General features: G+C 67.6%; 15 protein-coding genes and 1 pseudogene. 9 read left to right on the top strand and 7 right to left on the bottom strand.

Annotated elements, in window-relative coordinates; all coding sequences use genetic code 11:
* The first annotated feature begins 135 nt into the window (after positions 1 to 135).
* Both PZE19_RS12375 and PZE19_RS12370 read left to right on the top strand, forming a co-directional pair.
* Positions 136 to 738, top strand: a complete 603-nt coding sequence (locus tag PZE19_RS12375; protein WP_277860929.1) for an ArsR/SmtB family transcription factor — start codon at positions 136 to 138, stop codon at positions 736 to 738.
* On the top strand, positions 735 to 1,556 hold the full coding sequence (locus PZE19_RS12370) for an SRPBCC family protein (protein ID WP_277860928.1): 822 nt from the start codon (positions 735 to 737) through the stop codon (positions 1,554 to 1,556). The genes PZE19_RS12375 and PZE19_RS12370 overlap by 4 nt, the downstream gene beginning before the upstream one ends.
* A gap of 253 nt (positions 1,557 to 1,809) precedes the next feature.
* Here the strand turns inward: PZE19_RS12370 and PZE19_RS12365 are convergent, their stop codons facing one another.
* Positions 1,810 to 2,493, bottom strand: coding sequence for a hypothetical protein (locus PZE19_RS12365; RefSeq protein ID WP_438269971.1), 684 nt, complete (start codon positions 2,491 to 2,493; stop codon positions 1,810 to 1,812).
* A gap of 747 nt (positions 2,494 to 3,240) precedes the next feature.
* On the opposite strand from PZE19_RS12365, the gene PZE19_RS12360 reads away from it, so the two are divergent.
* From PZE19_RS12360 to mgtE, 4 genes are all read left to right on the top strand, one after another.
* Entirely contained in the window at positions 3,241 to 4,614 is a 1,374-nt protein-coding gene (locus PZE19_RS12360; RefSeq protein WP_277860926.1) for a dipeptidase, read from the top strand.
* Positions 4,615 to 4,759: 145 nt separating this feature from the next.
* Positions 4,760 to 6,046 carry a serine--tRNA ligase gene (gene serS, locus PZE19_RS12355; protein ID WP_277860925.1) on the top strand — a complete coding sequence of 429 codons (1,287 nt, stop codon included), beginning with the start codon at positions 4,760 to 4,762 and terminating at the stop codon, positions 6,044 to 6,046.
* Between the two features lie 60 nt (positions 6,047 to 6,106).
* Positions 6,107 to 6,592 carry a hypothetical protein gene (locus PZE19_RS12350; protein ID WP_277860924.1) on the top strand — a complete coding sequence of 162 codons (486 nt, stop codon included), beginning with the start codon at positions 6,107 to 6,109 and terminating at the stop codon, positions 6,590 to 6,592.
* Between the two features lie 59 nt (positions 6,593 to 6,651).
* Positions 6,652 to 8,025: a magnesium transporter gene (mgtE, locus tag PZE19_RS12345; RefSeq protein ID WP_277860923.1), complete on the top strand. Its 1,374-nt coding sequence runs from the start codon at positions 6,652 to 6,654 to the stop codon at positions 8,023 to 8,025.
* A gap of 100 nt (positions 8,026 to 8,125) precedes the next feature.
* Here the strand turns inward: mgtE and PZE19_RS12340 are convergent.
* The 3 genes and pseudogenes from PZE19_RS12340 to PZE19_RS12330 all read right to left on the bottom strand — a co-directional run.
* A pseudogene (locus PZE19_RS12340) lies at positions 8,126 to 8,338 on the bottom strand (hypothetical protein); the annotation flags it as partial.
* A gap of 235 nt (positions 8,339 to 8,573) precedes the next feature.
* Positions 8,574 to 9,095: a hypothetical protein gene (locus tag PZE19_RS12335; RefSeq protein WP_277860921.1), complete on the bottom strand. Its 522-nt coding sequence runs from the start codon at positions 9,093 to 9,095 to the stop codon at positions 8,574 to 8,576.
* A 99-nt stretch (positions 9,096 to 9,194) separates the two neighbouring features.
* Complete coding sequence (locus PZE19_RS12330; protein ID WP_277860920.1) at positions 9,195 to 9,770, bottom strand: hypothetical protein; 576 nt, start codon at positions 9,768 to 9,770, stop codon at positions 9,195 to 9,197.
* A gap of 292 nt (positions 9,771 to 10,062) precedes the next feature.
* Here PZE19_RS12330 and PZE19_RS12325 point away from each other — a divergent pair, with 292 nt between their 5' ends.
* Positions 10,063 to 11,001: a helix-turn-helix domain-containing protein gene (locus tag PZE19_RS12325; RefSeq protein ID WP_277860919.1), complete on the top strand. Its 939-nt coding sequence runs from the start codon at positions 10,063 to 10,065 to the stop codon at positions 10,999 to 11,001.
* Between the two features lie 842 nt (positions 11,002 to 11,843).
* On the opposite strand, the gene PZE19_RS12320 is transcribed toward PZE19_RS12325, so the two are convergent.
* Both PZE19_RS12320 and PZE19_RS12315 read right to left on the bottom strand, forming a co-directional pair.
* Complete coding sequence (locus PZE19_RS12320) at positions 11,844 to 12,992, bottom strand: cellulase family glycosylhydrolase (RefSeq protein WP_277860918.1); 1,149 nt, start codon at positions 12,990 to 12,992, stop codon at positions 11,844 to 11,846.
* A gap of 359 nt (positions 12,993 to 13,351) precedes the next feature.
* Positions 13,352 to 14,062, bottom strand: coding sequence for a PEP-CTERM sorting domain-containing protein (locus tag PZE19_RS12315; protein WP_277860917.1), 711 nt, complete (start codon positions 14,060 to 14,062; stop codon positions 13,352 to 13,354).
* A gap of 478 nt (positions 14,063 to 14,540) precedes the next feature.
* Between PZE19_RS12315 and PZE19_RS12310 the strand changes: the two genes are divergently transcribed.
* The gene (locus PZE19_RS12310) at positions 14,541 to 15,548 is read left to right on the top strand and encodes a D-2-hydroxyacid dehydrogenase (RefSeq protein ID WP_277860916.1); all 1,008 of its coding nucleotides are present in this window, start codon (positions 14,541 to 14,543) and stop codon (positions 15,546 to 15,548) included.
* 101 nt (positions 15,549 to 15,649) lie between these two features.
* Positions 15,650 to 16,537 carry a DUF1559 family PulG-like putative transporter gene (locus PZE19_RS12305; RefSeq protein WP_277860915.1) on the top strand — a complete coding sequence of 296 codons (888 nt, stop codon included), beginning with the start codon at positions 15,650 to 15,652 and terminating at the stop codon, positions 16,535 to 16,537.
* Here the strand turns inward: PZE19_RS12305 and PZE19_RS12300 are convergent.
* Positions 16,531 to 17,079, bottom strand: a complete 549-nt coding sequence (locus tag PZE19_RS12300; RefSeq protein ID WP_277860914.1) for a hypothetical protein — start codon at positions 17,077 to 17,079, stop codon at positions 16,531 to 16,533. The two genes, PZE19_RS12305 and PZE19_RS12300, sit on opposite strands and share 7 nt — an antisense overlap.
* Positions 17,080 to 17,862: the final 783 nt, after the last annotated feature.

Here is a 17,862-nt window from a genome sequence, read left to right as displayed (position 1 = left end):
TTCGAACGCCGTTCGCCGACGCTCGGATTGAAAGGCCCGAACGAGGGTCGCCGAGACCTCAAGACTCCGCGAATTCGTCGGAAAAAGCCCTGATCCACGGTTGACAAAAATAATCGTCAAGGCTACCGTCTGCTCATGCTCGACATCCAGGTCATCGAAGATCCGGCGGCGGCGACGGTGGCCCTGGAGCCCGTGCGGAGTCGGCTGCTCTCCGAGCTGGTCGAGCCCGCCTCGGCGGCGACGTTGGCCGCGAGGGTCGGCCTGGCCCGGCAGAAGGTCAACTACCACCTGCACGCGCTGGAGGCGCACGGGCTGGTGCGGCTGGCCCAGGAACGCAAGTGGGGCGGGCTGACGGAGCGGCTGCTCGTGGCGACGGCCTCGTCCTACGTGGTCTCGCCGGGCGCCCTGGGCCCGGTCGCCGTCGATCCGGATCGGGAGGTCGATCGGCTGTCCGCGAGCTATCTGATCGCCCTGGGCGCGCGGGTCGTCCGCGAGGTGGGCGACCTCGTCCGCCGCGCGAAAGAGGCGGGCAAACGCCTGGCGACCCTGTCGGTGGACACCGAGGTCCGCTTCCGGTCGGCCGCGGACCGGGCGGCCTTCAGCCAGGAACTCGCCGAGGCCGTCGCGAAACTGGTTTCGAAGTATCACGATGAATCGGCCCCCGGCGGCCGCGCGCATCGTCTGGTGGTCGTGGCGCACCCCCTGCCTCGGAAATCCGATCCCAAGGAGCCGTCATGAGCGTGAAGAAGGAAGCCTCCGGACGCCGTTCCGTCCAGGTCGAGGTCGAGGTCCCCGGCACGCCGGAGGAGGTCTGGCGGGCCATCGCCACCGGGCCGGGCGTCTCGTCCTGGTTCGTGCCGACCGAGTTCGAGGAGCGCGACGGGGAGCCCGTCGCCGTGAAGATGAACTTCGGCCCGGGCATGGAGTCCCGCGCCGCCGTGACGGCCTGGGATCCGCCGCGGATGTTCGCCGCGCAGGGCGAGGGCTGGGGCGGCTCGCCGCCCATCGCGACCGAGTGGAGCGTCGAGGCGCGCGCGGGCGGCGTCTGCGTCGTCCGCGTGGTGAACAGCATGTTCGCCAGCGCGGACGACTGGGACGACCAGTTGGAAGGCACCGAATCCGGCTGGCCCGGCTTCTTCCGCATCCTGCGGATCTATCTCGCGCACTTCCGCGGCCAGCGTTCGGCGATCATCCAGTTCGTGGTCCCCGTCGCGGGGACCGAAGCGGAAGCCTGGGGATCGCTGATCTCGGCGGTGGGAGCGGAAGGCCTGAGCGTCGGGCGGCATTGGACGGCGCCCGCAGGCGTCCCGGCGCTCAGCGGCGTGGCGGAGTACCTCACCCAGAGTCCGTACGACGCCCTGCTGCGGCTCGACGAGCCGGGGCCGGGCGTGGCCGCCCTGGGGGCCTTCAACTTCGGCGGCCAGAGCATGGTCGCGCTGAACTTCTACCATTACGGCGACCAGGCGGCCGAGACCGTCGCCCGCGAAAGGCCGCTCTGGCAGGCGTGGATCCAGGAACGCTTCCCGACGCCCCCGGAGCCGAGCCAGAGCGAATGACCGCTCGCGTCCGCGGCGGGATCGCAGCGTAAAGGCGGCGACCCGTCGGCCCCATCCCCAGGGGCGCGTTCCGGGTCGCGGCGCCCTCACCGACTGAGAGGCCGTTCCTCAAGGCCGTCGTTCGAGGACACAGCCTCTGTCTTGGCTCCGAACTCCGAAGACCCTCATCCGCGTCGCCTTCGAAACGCGGACGGGGCGGCCGCAAGGTGCGGCCGCCCCGTGGCGGGGGATCCCGGTCCTGGCTCCGCGGCGATCAGTCGTCGATGCCGAGGCGGTAGAGCAGTTCGTCGAACTGGTCGCGGTGCTCGTCGTCGGTCGAGTGCAGGTGCTCGGCCTCGGAGATGAACTTGAGCGTGTCGTCGCGCCGCAGGCCGTAGCCCTGGAGGATCTCCTCGAAGGGGTCGAGGTCGTGGGCGTAGACGAACAGCAGCTTGTGCTCGTCGAACTGGACCTCCATCGGCCCGCCGGGGTTGAGGGCGGCCAGGCCGGTGCAGCCGTCGTTCATCAGGAGCGACTCGTAGTCGTAGAGCGTGCTCTTGAGGATGACGGTGTCCATGTGCTCGCGGTAGAGGTCCGAGTGGGAGCCGGGCTCGGAGTCGTGGCTCGACTCCATCACCACGTCGACGACCTCGCCGAGCGGGTCGAGCAGGTCCATGAACACGTCGAACAGGCGATCGGCCGAGATCGACGCGGCCAGGACCGGCATGGTGTTGCCGGACTCGGGGTCGCAGTAGACGTCGCGGCGATAGCCCTCGCGGGGGATCACGTCGAGGCCGATCGACGGCCGGACGGCCTCGGTCAGCGCGAAGTTCCCGTAGCGGCCGACGCGCAGGTGGGCGTCGAGTTGTTCCTGGCTCAGGTCGTCGAAGCTCGTGCGGGGCATGCGGGTGGGATTATTGCGAAGAACGCGTTCCAGAAAGCGTTGAATGAAACTCATAGGAAAGGACCCCCCTCCTAAACGGCCTTGTACAAAGGGATTGTTTCGCTGAACGTCTTCGGCTGCCGCGCCAAGCGGTCTCGGGACGCGTCCCGAGCCAAACCATCCCAGGAATCCGCTTGACACCGCGCCCAAAGGGAGCCGAAACCCACCCCGGGGACGGTCGCCTTTCCATTGGCAACGCTTCACTCGCCGCTCTTCTCCACTATACCATGCGTGTCGCCCGCCCATCCCATGTTGCCGATCCTGCTGAAGTGCTTCCAAGGTTGCGATCGAATCACGCCGTCGATGCGTCACTTCCTCCCCGAACGGAACCCGCAGATCCTGGATTCGTTCGGCGGATGACGCTTGTTGCATTTCGGATGCCGGATTTTCCCCCGTCGACTCGGAAACCCTTGTCCCGGCACCCTCTGGCGAAAACTTGAGTCGAGTTTTGGAAAATATGGACCCTGTCGCGGGCAAGTCAACCGTACAAGAAACCGCGGTCCATTTTGTAATCCTTGCCGCGGGCCCGACAAGCCCCCGGCCGAGAAAGCGACGCCCGGGGTTTCCCGGCAACGTCGGCCCCCTCGCCGGCCTTGCGCAGGCCGGATAAGACGCCGGACCGGCGGCGGCGTGACCCGGTTTCGCGACGCCCGACGCGTCATGGCGTGCGTCGGCCGGCACGTGATATACTCGGGCCGTCTCGGGGGCCCGGCCGGCCCCGGAAGGGCGCCGCGGCGCGGGGAGTTGGCAGGGGGATCGTCCATGAGCCTGGAACGGATCGATGCATATCTCGAATCGCACGCGAAGGACTTCGAAGAGCAGCTCAAGACGCTGATCCGGATCCCCAGCGTCAGCGCCCAGCCCGACCACGACCCCGACACCCGCCGCGCCGCCGAGTTCATCCGCGACGACCTCGCCGCCATGGGCCTCGACGCCCGGATCATCCCCACCAAGCGGCACCCGATCGTCTACGCCGAGAGCCTGGGCGCGGCGGGCAAGCCGACGGTCCTCGTCTACGGCCACTACGACGTCCAGCCCCCCGAGCCCCTGGAGCCCTGGCTCTCGCCCCCGTTCGAGCCCACCGTCCGCGACGGCAACCTCTACGCCCGCGGCGCGACCGACGACAAGGGGCAGATGTTCACCCACCTGAAGGCCGTCGAGGCCTGGCTCAAGACGACCGGCGGCCTGCCGGTGAACGTCAAGATCCTGATCGAGGGCGAGGAGGAGATCGGCGGCGTCAACCTGGAGACCTACGTCGCCGAGAACGCCGAGGCGCTCGCCTGCGACTACGCCGTCATCTCCGACACCAGCCAGTTCGCCCCCGGCAAGCCGGCGATCACCTACGGGCTGAAGGGCCTGGCCTACTTCGAGATCCACGTCCAGGGCGCGAATCGCGACCTCCATTCGGGCACGTACGGCGGCGCCGTGGCGAACCCGCTCAACGCCCTGGCCTCGATCCTCGCCGGCCTGAAGGGCCCCGACGGACGCATCCTCGTCGATGGATTCTACGACGCCGTCCGCCCCCTGGAGGACTGGGAGCGCGAGGCCTTCGCCGAACTCCCCTTCTCGGAGGAGGAGTTCCGGGCCGACCTGGGCGTCGGCGAGGTCTTCGGCGAGGCCGGCTATTCGACCCTCGAACGCAAGGGGGCCCGGCCGACCTGCGACGTCCACGGCCTCTGGGGGGGCTATGCGGGCCCCGGTCCCAAGACGGTCCTCCCCTGCAAGGCGGGCGCGAAGTTCAGCTTCCGCCTGGTGCCCGACCAGGACCCGGCCGAGGTCGAGAAGCTGGTGCGCAAGCACATCGAGGCGAACACCCCGCCGGGGGTGACGGTCGAGTTCATCAGCCACCAGGGCTCGCCCGCCGTGCTGGTGGACGTCGACAGCCCCGGCTTCCGCGCGGCGGTGAAGGCCGTCGAGGCCAGCTTCGGCGTCGCGCCCCTGTTCATCCGCGAAGGGGGCTCGATCCCGGTCGTCGGCCTGCTCAAGCGGCACCTGAAGGTCGACACCCTGCTGCTGGGCTGGGGCCAGAACGACGACAACCTGCACGGCCCCAACGAGAAGTTCTCCCTGGCCGACTTCCACCGCGGGATCCGGGCGAGCGCCCACCTGCTCGACGAGCTGTCGCGGGCGACCTGACCCGGCGGCGTCGCGGGGCGGAAGCGGAAGCGGCCGAAGCCAGCGAAGACCCGAAGACGACCCCGGCCCCGCGACGCCCCCGCGCGGCGGCCCGGTCGTCCCCCGGCCGGGCGTCTCCGCCCGGGGCGCGATCAAGGAACCCGTCATGCTCGACCTGAAATACGTCATCGCCAACATCGACGCCGTCCGGGCCAACTGCCGGAACCGCAACGTCCCCTCCGACGTCCTGGAGGACCTGGACCGGATCGCCGACCTGGAGGGCGACCGCAAGCAGGTGCTCTCGGCCGTCGAGGACGTCCGCCGCCGCCAGAACGAGGTCGCCCAGTCGACCGGGAAGGAGAAGGACCCCGCGCGCCGGGCCGAGCTGATCGAGGCCGGCAAGCGGCTCAAGTCCGACGTCTCCGACAACGAGGAGCAGCTCCGCCGCCTCGACGACGAGATCAAGCAGCGGCTGCGGCGAATCCCCAACCTCACCCACCCCGACGCCCCCGTCAGCCTCAGCGAGGACGACAGCAAGGAGCTGCGGAAGGTCGGGACGCCCCGCACGTTCGATTTCCCCGTCAAGGACCACGTCGAGCTGGGCAAGTCCCTCGACCTGATCGACTTCGAGACCGGCGGCAAGGTCGCCGGCTCGGGCTTCTACTTCCTCAAGAACGACGCCGTCCTGCTCGACCTGGCGCTCCAGCAGTTCGCGCTGCGGAAGCTGATCGGCCGCGGCTTCACCCCGGTCGCCACCCCCGACCTGGCCCGCAACAGCATCCTCGAAGGCGTCGGCTTCACCCCCCGCGGCGAGGAGACCCAGGTCTACTCGATCGAGGACACCGACCTCAGCCTGGTCGGCACCGCCGAGATCACCCTGGGCGGCATGCTCGCCGACGAGCTGCTCGACGAGGCCGCGCTGCCGATCCGGTACGTCGGCCTCTCGCACTGCTTCCGCACCGAGGCCGGGGCCGCCGGCCGGGCCAGCCGCGGCCTGTACCGCGTCCACCAGTTCACCAAGGTCGAGATGTTCGCCTTCTCGACCCCCGAGCAGTCGGGCGCGATCCACGCCGAGATGCTGGCGATCGAGGAGGAGATCTTCGGCGAGCTGGGCATCCCCTACCTCGTCCTCGACATCGCCACCGGCGACCTGGGCGGCCCCGCCTATCGCAAGTTCGACCTGGAAGCCTGGATGCCCGGCCGCGGCGCGAACGGCGAGTACGGCGAGGTCACCAGCACCTCCGACTGCACCGACTACCAGTCGCGCCGGCTCAACATCCGCTACCGCCCCGCCGGCCAGAAGGGGACCCGGTTCGTCCACACCCTGAACGGCACCGCCGTCGCCGTCAGCCGGGCGATCATCGCCGTCCTCGAGAATTACCAGCGAGCCGACGGCCGAATCGACGTCCCCGCAGCCCTCAAGCCGTACATTGGCAAGGATGTGATCGGCTGAGCCCGTACGTCCCTTCGGCGAGCCACCATGCCATGCTTCCGATTCCGGCTCACGACGCTGATGATCGCCGTCGCGGTTGCCGCCCTGTGCTGCCTCTTCGGCGTGCGGCGTTGGCGCGCCGGGGTGGCGTACGAGGAGATCTACGGCCCGGACGGCTATCTATCGCGTAAGGTCGAATACCAAGCGGCGATTCTCGAGGGGATGACGGCTTATTTCGAGGGACGATTCGAGGATTCGGAGCGACGCTATCGCGACGCCCGTGCGCTATCCTCCCGTGTCTATCGCGTCATGACCTCCTACGACCACGTCGGTTACGACTCCAATGTCTCCCTGGGCCTGGCGGAGGCGCTCGCCGCGATGGGACGCTTCCCCGAGGCCGACGCCCTCTTCGCGAAGGCGATCGAGGAGGGCTCAGTCGAGTTCGGCCCCGCCCACCCCTTCCTGATGGGGGACCTGCCGGTGCGTCGCGCCGAGGCGATCTGGAAGGGGATGCAGGCCACCGATAACGTCGGGGCTCGGCCCGCCCCGCCCCATTCTTCCCGCTGACGAACGTTCACCAGCCCGATCGAGACACGACCGTCCCCATCAACCCGGAGGAGGGCGATATGCGAAACCCGCTGCTTGTGCCCGACCTCCGCGAGTTCCTCCAGGGGGGCGAGGAGGACGCGCTCCGGGAGTTCCTGGGCGACCAGCACCCCGGGCGCGTGGCCGAGCTGATCGAGGACCTGCCCGACGGCGAGGGCGACGCCGTCTTCCGCATCCTCGAGTCCCGCGAGCGCGCGGGGGTACTCAGCTACTTCGAGAACGACGAGCAGAATCGGCTCGTCGAGGCGATGCCCCCCAAGGAGGCCGCCGAGCTGCTCCGCGTGATGTCGCACGACGAGCGCGCGGCGCTGGTGAACCGGCTCGACGAGGACTTCGTCGACGAGGTCCTCCCCAACCTCGCCCAGGCCGAGCGCGAGGACATCCGCCGCCTGACCAGCTACGAGCCCGGCACGGCCGGCGCGGCGATGACCACCGACTACGTCACGCTCCCCGCCCACATCACCGTCCGCGAGGCCCTCGAACGCCTCCGCCACGAGGCCCCCGACCGCGAGACGATCTACTACTGCTACGTCGTCGACCACAACCGCCGGCTCATCGGCTTCGTCTCGCTCAAGCGGCTGATCCTCGCCCGCCGCTCCTCGTTCATCGAGGAGATCATGCAGCGCGACGTGATCTTCGCCAAGGTCGACGACGACCAGGAGCCCGTCGCCCAGACGATCGACAAGTACGACCTGCTCGCCCTGCCCATCGTCGACGCCGACGCCCGGCTCGTGGGGATCGTCACCCACGACGACGCCATGGACATCCTCCGCCGCGAGCAGACCGAGGACATTTTGAAATTCGGCGGCGTCGCCCCCGACCCCGAGGCCGACACCGTCCCCTACTGGCAGAGCCACGTCTTCACCACCGTCCGCCGCCGGATCAAGTGGCTGATGCTCCTGTTCCTGGCCGAGAACCTCACCACGCCCGTGCAGCAGCACTTCCAGTGGACCTACGGCGACCAGAAGATCCCCGCGCTCGCCCTGTTCATCTCGCTCCTGACCGGCACCGGCGGCAACGCCGGCAGCCAGACCGTCGGCACGGTGATCCGCGGCATGGCCCTGGGCGAGATCAAGCTCTCGCACACCCTCTTCGTCGTCCTCCGCGAGTGGCTGACCGGCCTCTGCCTGGGCCTGATGCTGGGCGCCGTCGCCCTCTTCTACATCCACTTCTGGCGCGCCCAGCCCTGGGGCGTCTCGGGCGTCGTCGCCATCGCCCTCTTCGGCGTCTGCATGTGGGCCAACGTCATCGGCTCCCTCGTCCCCCTCGCCGCCCGCCGCGTCGGCATCGACCCCGCCGTCGTCTCCGCCCCCTTCATCAGCACCCTCGTCGACGCCACCGGCATGGTCATCTACTTCACCATCGCCATCACCCTGCTGGGGCTGGTGAAGTAAGGCGACGCTCCGTCATCAACTCACGGCCGGCGAAGGTGGATACGCTCGACGAGCCGGGGTCCATGAGAGCTATACCCCGCTAAGATAGGAATTGGACGCTTCACTGGGGCAGGTCAGTCTGCGAGGGGGGCGAGGGCGTCGTCTGGCTGCACGACCCGGCGAGCCCTAGCAGTTGCTCGGAGGCCGCGGCCGTGTTGCTCGAGCCGTCGGTCAGATCGGCCAGCGACATCGCCAGGCCCAGGGATAAACGCCCCGTCGGCCCCCGCGGCGTCGCCGACGCTGACGCGTCGAACTGGTGATTGCCCCAGCGACCGCGCCACGCCGTCGTCGATCATTAGGCGTTTCAGGCGCGGGCCAGGTGATTTCGTTTACGAAGCTCGCCCGCGGGCTTCGTGGAGTCTCACCGAACTTAAACGGTAGCTCAGGTCGGTCGGTCGACGCAAAACACGAGACGGCCAGGTCGCCCGCAACGGGGAGGCCTGGCCGTATCGCGTTTTGCGGACCTAGCCTGTCGCCCAGGGGCTAGGTTTAGGCGACGCTCGCGACGCTCAGACCTTGGGCAGGGCCGGTCCAGTCGAGGCGACCGGAGCCATGGCATTCGGCTTCCCATACAACTGCGGCCGCTTGTTCCCGGGCACCTGCACGAAGACGCGTCGGTTTCGAGCCTTCGGCAAGAACCAAATCAACTCGTCTCCGTCATCGCCGTCGCCGTAGGCCCACCAGTGCCCGGTCTCGTCCTCGCCCTTGAACTCCAGCGTGCCGTGCTTGATGACCGGGTGGGCCCGCGATCCGGGAGGTGTCTCCGAAACCCAGGTTGCAACGACCTGGTAGCCGCCCTGCATGACGAACGACCCGGTGTTGAACCGGTTGTTGACGAAGTAGCCGATGTCGTCGAGAGGGGGCGCGACGACGCGCCGGATCCCGCTGTACTTCGGTTCGTCGTTGAGCGTCGGCCCGTCCGTGGTGAGAGCGGCCTCCTTGGCGTCTTCCTGCGCCAGAACCTGCATCGAACCGAGGCCGAAAGCGATCGCGAAAGCCAGCAAGGTGCCCGACCGAAACCACGTAATCATGGTGCCTCCAATTTGATTCGAGCGAATGAGTCCTGGGAAAGGCCGGGCGGGGCGTGATCCCACCCGGCACGGCGGATGGGTTTGTCCGTCCGCGAGGCTTTACTCCGCGTGGTCGCCCTCTTTCATGGGGGCGGCGATCGTCAGATCGACGAGCGCGCTCTCGCTCTCGCGACCGTCCTTGGTCGTCGCCGATAGCCCGATCTGGGACTTGGTTGGCGACAGGGCGTGAATGAGGAAGGCGAGCTTGCCATCCATGGTGATGGGCTTGGCGACGAAGTCCGGGTTGATCACGGGGTGACGCACGACGTCCACGCTGGAAACGTCGAGCTTCGTATTGATGACGACCGTGTCGTTCGGCTTCAGGATCAGCGGCCCCTTGATGTCCTCCGGGCCGCTGATCGTCGTGTACAGGTCGAAATCCTTGGCCTTGGTGACCTCCATCGCCACCTTCACATTGCCGGCTTCGGGCTTGGAGCCCGCACCGTCCTGTGCGGCGGAAACGGCGGCGAGCGCGAGGAGGCCGAGGCAGGCCCCTCCCAGTAGGGTGAACCGCATGGCTGCAACTCCATGGAAGATCGATAGGCGGACGTAGGACGCAGGTGCCGCGAAGGCACGAATGAGGACGGTTGAACGTGTTCGCGGCGGGGAAGGGCGAGCGGGCCATGTCGCCGACATGCCCTAAGGCACCGCGAATGGTCCGCTATCCGATTCGAGCGATGGACAGCGGGAGGACGGCGATACAAAATTAGATGGCTTCGAGCACTGCGGCCGTCCATGATGCAAAAGTACCAAGGAAGATCTGCAATTGCAAGTTTTATTTCCGAGTTCGCAGGGTTCCCGAGTGGGTGGGATCGCGCCATTCGATTCTGCCACGCCACTCTCGCAAGTTTTTGATCGAGCGAAATTCGCGACGCATACTAATTTGCTTAACTATTAAGCGGCGGCGATCCCGGAGGGATAAGAGAAGATGAACGGCGAGGACATCAAGGCTAGTAGACGGAACCTAGGTCTGACGCAAACGAAATTCGCGGGCCTCTTGTCCATCTCGCCCCGCACTCTCCACGTGCTTGAGAACAGCAAGGACGACATCGACGAAAAGTATAAACGGCTGGTCGACGAGGCCTTGGGCCACATGCCCGAGGATCTTTCGATCGCAAAGGGGTCGCTCGTCTATTCGGAACATACGTGCTGGCCCGAAGCCGCGTTTCAAGCGTTAGCCGGGGAAGGTCGACGCGTCCGTCGCGTCGACTGCGAAGCCACGATAACCCCGAACGCGAAACAACCCGACAAGTACGCAGATATCCTCTACGAAGTGCATTATCGCGGGATCGAGCTGGCTCCCGGGAAGTCCATCGTCGTCGACCACCTTGGTAATCCACATGGTCCCGATGGAAGACAGCGAATGGTCCTCGCCGGGAAGCCGAAGGGAGATCGATTCAAGGAGATGGATCCGGAAGACTTGGAATCTGGGACGGTGGTGTCGGCTTATCGGATCGGGGAGGGCGAACAAAACGTAACAATAGATGATATGTTGATTACATTGAAGTGCGATGGGGGCATTAATTGCGATCGCAAGGACGGAATCGGTTACCCTGTGTATACAGAAGTACTAATTGATGTGATGACTATTTCCGTTACATTCAAAGGGTGTCGTCCGGAAGGGAAAACGGAGGCTGCCGCGTCTCTGCTTCGCCGTTCTACTCCTCGGTTCGGTACCAAAGCTGTGGTCTCCGAATTAGAATGCGATCCGCTTCTAGAAGCTCGACGTTATCGGTTTGGGTTCCTCCGCCCTCGTGGCGGCCTCTACTACGGACTGGAATTTGAGAGCGTCCGGCCAGACTCGTCCATGACGAACAAGCCCGCATCATCGAGTCGAAAGAGTTCTTCAAGCCGATCGCGGCGATAAACCTTCCACGAGAACACGACGGCCTTGCAGGAGGCGCGTCGCACGAAGACCCCGGACGCCCCGCCCGAATCGCCCGAGTCCTGAGGCAAGTGCACGCCGAGTTCGCGAAACCCCTCGCCTCCGAGGAGAGACTGATGGCTTACGACAGCTACAACGCGAACGCGGCCGCTAGGGCGGTCGGTTACTAGAGTCCCTCGCAATTCGGCCGAGAATTCAAGCGGCTCTTCGGCGTAACTCCCAGCGGAGAGGCCGAGCAGACCCGTTCGCGTCTCGCCGCCGGTTGAAGTCCGTCGGATAGGCCAATCCCCCGAGCCTCCAGGAACACCGCTCATCGAGCCGCAATCAGTGCGATGGCGGAAAGGATGAGGAGCATCTCGAGAGGCGGCCGAACCAACGCTCGGGTATCCGGGCGATGAGTCTCCTCCCGATCCTGGATCCGAGAACCAGCGAGCCGCCCAGCAGGAGCCCCGCAGGAAATCGCCGAGGCCGAGGGCCGAACAGCAACCGTAGGCGAGGCTCTTCGCGAGGTGCATCAGCACCACCGGCACCGCCCGGTCGCGACGAAGGCTTGGGGGGTGAAGACCAGGCCGAGGAAGACCGCTGCCCCGAGCGGCTCGGCACTCCCGACGACGGCCGAGACCATCCCGACTCCAATCCCGAAGAAGGCGAGGAGCGGCTCGGGCACTCTACGCTTGCCGACGCCAGCATGCCGCAGTGGCCTGCCCCCCTCAGGCGAGTCCATGCGATATGTCGGAATCCAGTCTTTTAGGCGTGAGTCACGCCGACAGATTGCTGAGGCCGACGAAGGGGCGGAACACGGCAACCGCCGTCCTTGACGAACCCTAACGGCCGACGACCGTCGACTTCTTCTTCGCCCAGAATTCGAGGAACTCGGCGACGGGGGGCTCGGTCGGCCTGGCGCCGGCGCGGTGTTCGGCGGCAGTGTGGCCGAAGTAGTGGGCGATCCAGCCGTCGACGCGGGGGGAGGCGGCGTCGACGAACTTGTCGAAGTCGGCCACGGTGCAGCCCAGGGGGAAGGTCTCCTCGACGACCAGGGGCTTGCCCAGGTCGTAGACGGCCAGGGCGGTCATCTCCTTCTCGATCCGCCCGGGGGCGGGGTAGAAGTGGACGCTGACGAAGTCGAGGTGCTTGAGCACCTGGGGCGCGTAGAAGACCGGCTTCGCGCCCGGCCAGACGAGGGCCCAGGGGATGACGCCGACGGTGATCGGGGTCTCCTGGTCGTGGCGGCGGATGGCGTCGACGAGCGTCTTGACCCAGGCCTCGGCGATGTCCTTGAAGTCGCGGCCGGCGATCTTGTTGCTGATCCGCTGGACGAAGTGGAAGCCCCCCAGCTCGCCGCCGACCCAGGGGTGGTCGTTCGGCCCGGGGTCGCCCATGACCGGCTCGTTCATGAGGTCGTAGCAGAAGACGACCGAGTCCCCCGCGCAGGCCCCGGCGACGGCCTCCCAGAAGCGGGCCTGGGCCTTCCAGCGGTCGGCCTCGGCCAGGTCGTCGTACCACTTCGGGATCCGCTTCAGGCGGAAGCAGTTCAGGCCGGTCAGGTCCAGGTAGAGCCCATTCGCGCGGGCGAGCTTCAACAGGTCCTTCAGGCGGCCGACCTGCGCGGCGTCGGGCGCGTCGGGGCCGTCCATGAAGGTCTCGAACTGCAGGTGCCAGCGGACGACGTTCGCCCCCAGCCGCTTCATCTCCCGGCAGTCGTCCTCGACCTTCCGCCAGCCCTCGGGCGTGTCCCAGTCGTCCTCGGCCAGATGCTCGAACTTGCCGAGATAGTTGAACCCCCAGGGGACGAACACCCGCCCCGAGTCCGCCGCCACGAACCGCTCGCCGTCGTCGGAGACCCGGATCCGCGGCATCGCCGCCGGCTCCGGAGGCGTGGCGAGGGCCGCCGTCGTAGCCAGCATCGCGACCGTGAGGGTGGCGAGGATCGACGGCGACAGAGGCCAGCCCCGCGTCTCGACCTGATCCCGCATCGCCCGGACCCTCCCATGGTGCGATGAGCCGGCCGCCCGCGGTCGGACGACCGCCTGAGCCCGCGCCGGCGAGGGCTCGATCGTAATCGCCCCGCCGGCCGCCCGCCACCGTCGGCGGCCCACGTCATCCCCGAGATCCTGCAATCACGAAGATCGTGATCCGCCCGCCGGTCGAGGCCGTCCGCCGCGTTGGGATCGAACTCGCCGGCGCCTCGGCCCAAACTCGGCGGGCGCAGGCCGGTGCGCCGACATAGGGACTGGCTCCCTCCTCGGGGCAGGTCGATCGGCTGGAACGGCGATGAAAAACCCAACCCTCGCGGGTCGGGGATGGTTGCGCGTCGATTCCGCCGTTCCCGATTTCAGGAGGCGACCTGAGCCCGGCGACGCATCGTGAGGAGTCCGACGGCGCCGAGGCCGAGTCCGGAGAGGACGATCGACGAAGGCTCGGGAACGGCGACGCCACCGTCCTTGACGGCGCCGCTCGGGCCGGTCACGCCGGGAATGCCCTGGATGTGCGCGCCGACATGCGCGTTCGCGCTCCCCGTGTTGGTGAACTCGAAATCCGCAAAGGTCAGGCCGGTCCGGGAAATGTCGTAGACGACGACGTCCGTCCCCTTGAAACGATTGGCGCCGCCGTTGTTGCCCGCAGTGGAGAACGCCAGGTTGATATCGAAGCCGGAGCCCGCAGATCCGCCGCCGGTCAGACCCTGGGCGCCCTGGGTCGTCGCCTGGACCGTGGCGGTCTTCCCGCTGACGTGATCGATCGACAGGGAGGACGGGACGATCGTGCTGAGGACGTTGAACGCCACGTCGCTGATGAATTCGTCATTGACGTTCAAGTCGGCCGTCAACGTCAGCCTGACGGTGTCGGCGCCGTTGTCCGCAAACGTCGCCGTCAGCCAGGGGGGCGTACTGGTGGGCGTGCCCCCGTTGAAGACGGTGCCGAGGGTATAGGTGATCGAACCGGCCTCGGCGGAGGGCGCGACGAACATCGGGGCCAGCGCCAGAGCGGCGAGGCCCAGGGTCGTTCGGCAAATCATTTGTAGCATCGTCGATCGGATCGGAATCATCTTGCGACACCCCTGGACTGCAAATGATCACATGGTCATTTGTAGAAAAGAATCTGTTCGAGGGACCAGCCACCCGAGGCAAAGCCAGTCTTGTGGTCGCTGCATAGGGAGTCAACGGCTGATGAATCGCTTCCTCCGGCCTCGGTGCGTCCGGCATCATTCTGGGGCTTTCGGGCGACATCCCGTCCTGCCTGCTCCCGTCCGCGATCGGGGCGTTTACTTACGGCAACCTCATGCCGGTCGGCGAGCTCGCCGGTCGCAGGTTGCTCCGAGCGCCCCTGCGTTCGGGTTCGGCGCTCGTTTCGGTCCGTCGAGGAAGGCCCGAGTCGGGCCGGCGCCACGGCAAACCATCCCGCTTCGCCGCAGCGCGCCGCCCCGATGATACGATGTGCGACGGGCGCACGATCCCGGCGATCGACGACCGACCGACGGCGCGATTTCGACGCCGGCGTCATTCCCGAATTCGAGACTTCGCACCATGAAGATCGTCATCCACCCCGCCGTCGAGGCCGACCGCATGCACGCCTTCCGGGGGGCCGTGCCGGGGGCGGATTTCGTCAACGCGCAGGGCTCCGCGGAGGCCGAGGCGGCCATGCCGGGGGCGGATGCGTTCCTGGGGAAGATCACGCCGGGGATGCTGGCGAGGGCCGATCGGCTGCGTTGGGTGCAGGCGTTCACGGCGAGCCTGGAGCATTACCTGTTCCCCGCGCTGGCCGACCATCCTTGCGTCCTGACGAACACGCGGGGGCTGTTCGGCGACGTGATCGCCGACCAGGTGATGGGGTACGTCCTGAGCTTCGCGCGCAACCTGCACGTCTACGCCCGCCGGCAGGTCGAACGCCGGTATGAGCCCGAGGGGGGCTCCGCGGCGCGCGTCGATTTCGCCTCCGGGCCGGGGGTCGTCAACGCGATGGATCGGGCCACGATCTACCTGCCGCGCGCCACGATGGGGATCGTCGGCATGGGGGGGATCGGTTTGGAGGTCGCGCGGCGGGCCTCGGCGTTCGGCATGACGGTCCGGGGCGTCGACCGCCACCCGCGGCGGATCGACGTCCCCGCGTTCGTCGACCGGATCGATGGCGTCGACCGCCTCGACGACTTGCTCGGCTGGGCCGACTTCGTCGTCGTCGCCGCCCCCCACACGCCCGAGACCGCCGGCCTGATCGACGCCGGTCGGCTGGCGAGGCTGCGGCCGTCGAGTTATTTGATCAACGTCGGCCGGGGGGCGATCGTCGTCCTCGACGACCTCGTCGCGGCCCTGCGCGAGGGCCGGCTCGCGGGCGCGGCGCTCGACGTCTACGAGGTGGAGCCGCTCCCCCCCGAGCATCCCCTGTGGGATTTCCCGAACGCGATCCTGACGCCCCACACCGCGGGGTACTCGCCGATCGTCGCCGAGCGGCACAAGGCGCTGCTCGTGGACAACGTCGGCCGCTTCGCGCGGGGCGAGCCGCTGCGGAACGTGGTCGACAAGACCCTCTGGTTCTGAGCTTCGGACGGGCGTACGATGAAGAGGGCGGGGTGGGATCAGGGGATCGACATTTTTCGATCATCGCGATCCCGCGGGCCTCGATGCGAGGGAGGGACGCCATGCGACGGCGACGACGGGCGTTCACGTTGATCGAGCTGCTGGTCGTGATCGCGATCATCGGGGTCCTGATCGCGCTCCTGATGCCGGCGGTGCAGGCGGCGCGCGAGGCGGCGCGGCGGGCCCAGTGCCAGAACAACCTGCGGCAGATCGGCCTGGCGGCCACCAGCTACCAGACCGCGCGCAACGTCTTCCCCATGAGCGCGACGGCGGGCGCGGGGAGGGGCGTGAACCACTCGTGGCTGACGATGGTCCTGCCCGAGCTTGAGCAGCGGCCGCTGTTCAACGCCTACAACTTCCAGTGGGAGAACTACGCGGCGACGAACCGCACGGCGGTCGCCACGCAGGTCTCGACCTACTTCTGCCCGTCGAGCCCGCTGGCGACCGCGCCGGTGGCCAGCGAGCAGGTCCGCAAGGCCGACGGCACGTTCTACCCGGCCGGCTCGGCCTTCGCCCGCAACCACTACGCGGCCAACTGGGGCGGGAGCCAGGCGTCGCTCGGCGCCGACTTCACCACGACCAAGACGAACTACCGGGGCATGATGCTGACGGTCCGCATCGTCAGCCCGCGGGGGCCCACCTTCTGCATCCGCCCCCAGGACGTCCGCGACGGGCTGTCCAACACGATCCTCGCCGGCGAGAAGCGCGACGGCCAGGGCTGGGCCGTCGGCGGCTATGCAGGAAGCGAGTTCGACGTCGCCCCCGCGCCGCTCACGCCCGACGCGCCCGACATCCGCACGATCGTCACCGGCTCGTACCACCCGGGCCAGGTCAACTTCGTCTTCGGCGACGGGTCCGTCCACGCCCTGCGCGAGACCGTCGCCCGCAAGGTCTGGTACGGCCTGCTCACCCGCGACGGCCACGAGGCCGTCGGCGGCGACGCCTACTGAGGCCGGCCGAAGAACGACCTCGCGCCGCCGCGCCCGGCCTTCGCCTCGGCCGGGCCGCGGCCGTCCCAGCGGCATAGCCGGACCGCGAGGCGGCCGATCAGGCCGAAGACGGCCGCGACGACGATCAAAAGGCCGCCGGTCACCAGGGTCGCGAGCAGGCCGCCGAACACGTCGTCGATGTGAGTATAGTCGGAGCGCATCGCCCGGCCCGTCTGCACGGCCGCGCCGACGCCGCAGAACCCCGCCGCCACCTGGAGCAGGGGGAAGATTTGCAGCACGGCCACGACCCACCCGCCGTACACCACCGTCAGCACCGCCTCGCGGGCGTGGCGGCAGGCGCGGCGGCCGAGCCAGAGCACCACGAGGACGCCGAGCACCATCCCCAGCCGTCCGCCCTCCCGCGTCAGCATCGTCCCGAAGAAGCCCGGCACGATCAGGTTGCCCGCGCAGACGAGCATCCAGGCCCGCACCGGCGGCCGCCCGGCGGACCGCTCGCCGAGTTTGTCGATGAAGTCGGCCGCGAAATCGGGATCGTATACCATGACTGGATCGCTCGCCAGAACCCTGGATTCGACGCATGCGACGCCCCGATCCTACGGGCGGCGGCCTTGGCTTTGCAATGCCAAGTCAGTTTGGCGAGCCGACATTCCGAACCCGTCCCAGGAGGGCGCCTGCGAATCGAACGACGGCCTTCCCCCCTCGCGGGCATCCCCGTCGACACAACTCGTGGAGTTGGTCGTCTCGGCGGATGGGATCGCCTTCGAAGGGATGGACCTTCGCCTGCGCCCGGGCGATGCGCCGGTTCCTGCACAACCCGGGCGTCGACCTCTTCGAGTGGGAGGACCGGACGTACCTCTTCTAAGCCACCGGCGACCAGTCCACCTGGAGCGCAGCCCGCGTCCCGCAGTTCGACGGGTCGATGAGGGAGTTCTTCGAGGGCTGCTTCCCGGAGGTCGTACCGACCGACGATCTAGCCGAGTGCACGCCGGTGAGGGGGGCGGGCGTCCCGGCGAGATGTTGGCCGCGACCCGAGGCGACCGAGCGTGTTAAGTTCTTACATCGTTTAAAATAGCCGTTTGGCTGGGGGGCCGAGATCCATGGACACACCGGACCAACTCTCGGTGGAGCAATGGGCCGAGATCGATGCTAGGATCCTGGCATGCGATCCTCTCGGGGCCTATTGGCGGATACGAGAGTTGGCCGGAGTGGGACCGGAGGCGGCGGATGTTCGGCGAGTTGAGTGTTTGAGTCAGGCGGCCGCGAGGCTGTGGCTGGTCTTGGAAATCCAGCCGCCATGTGATTCTTGGGTCGCGGTCCAGCGGTGC

Origin of the sequence: Paludisphaera mucosa (assembly GCF_029589435.1) — a bacterium.
In the GTDB taxonomy this organism is placed as follows: domain Bacteria; phylum Planctomycetota; class Planctomycetia; order Isosphaerales; family Isosphaeraceae; genus Paludisphaera; species Paludisphaera mucosa.
This window is presented reverse-complemented; position numbering and strand designations above follow the sequence as displayed.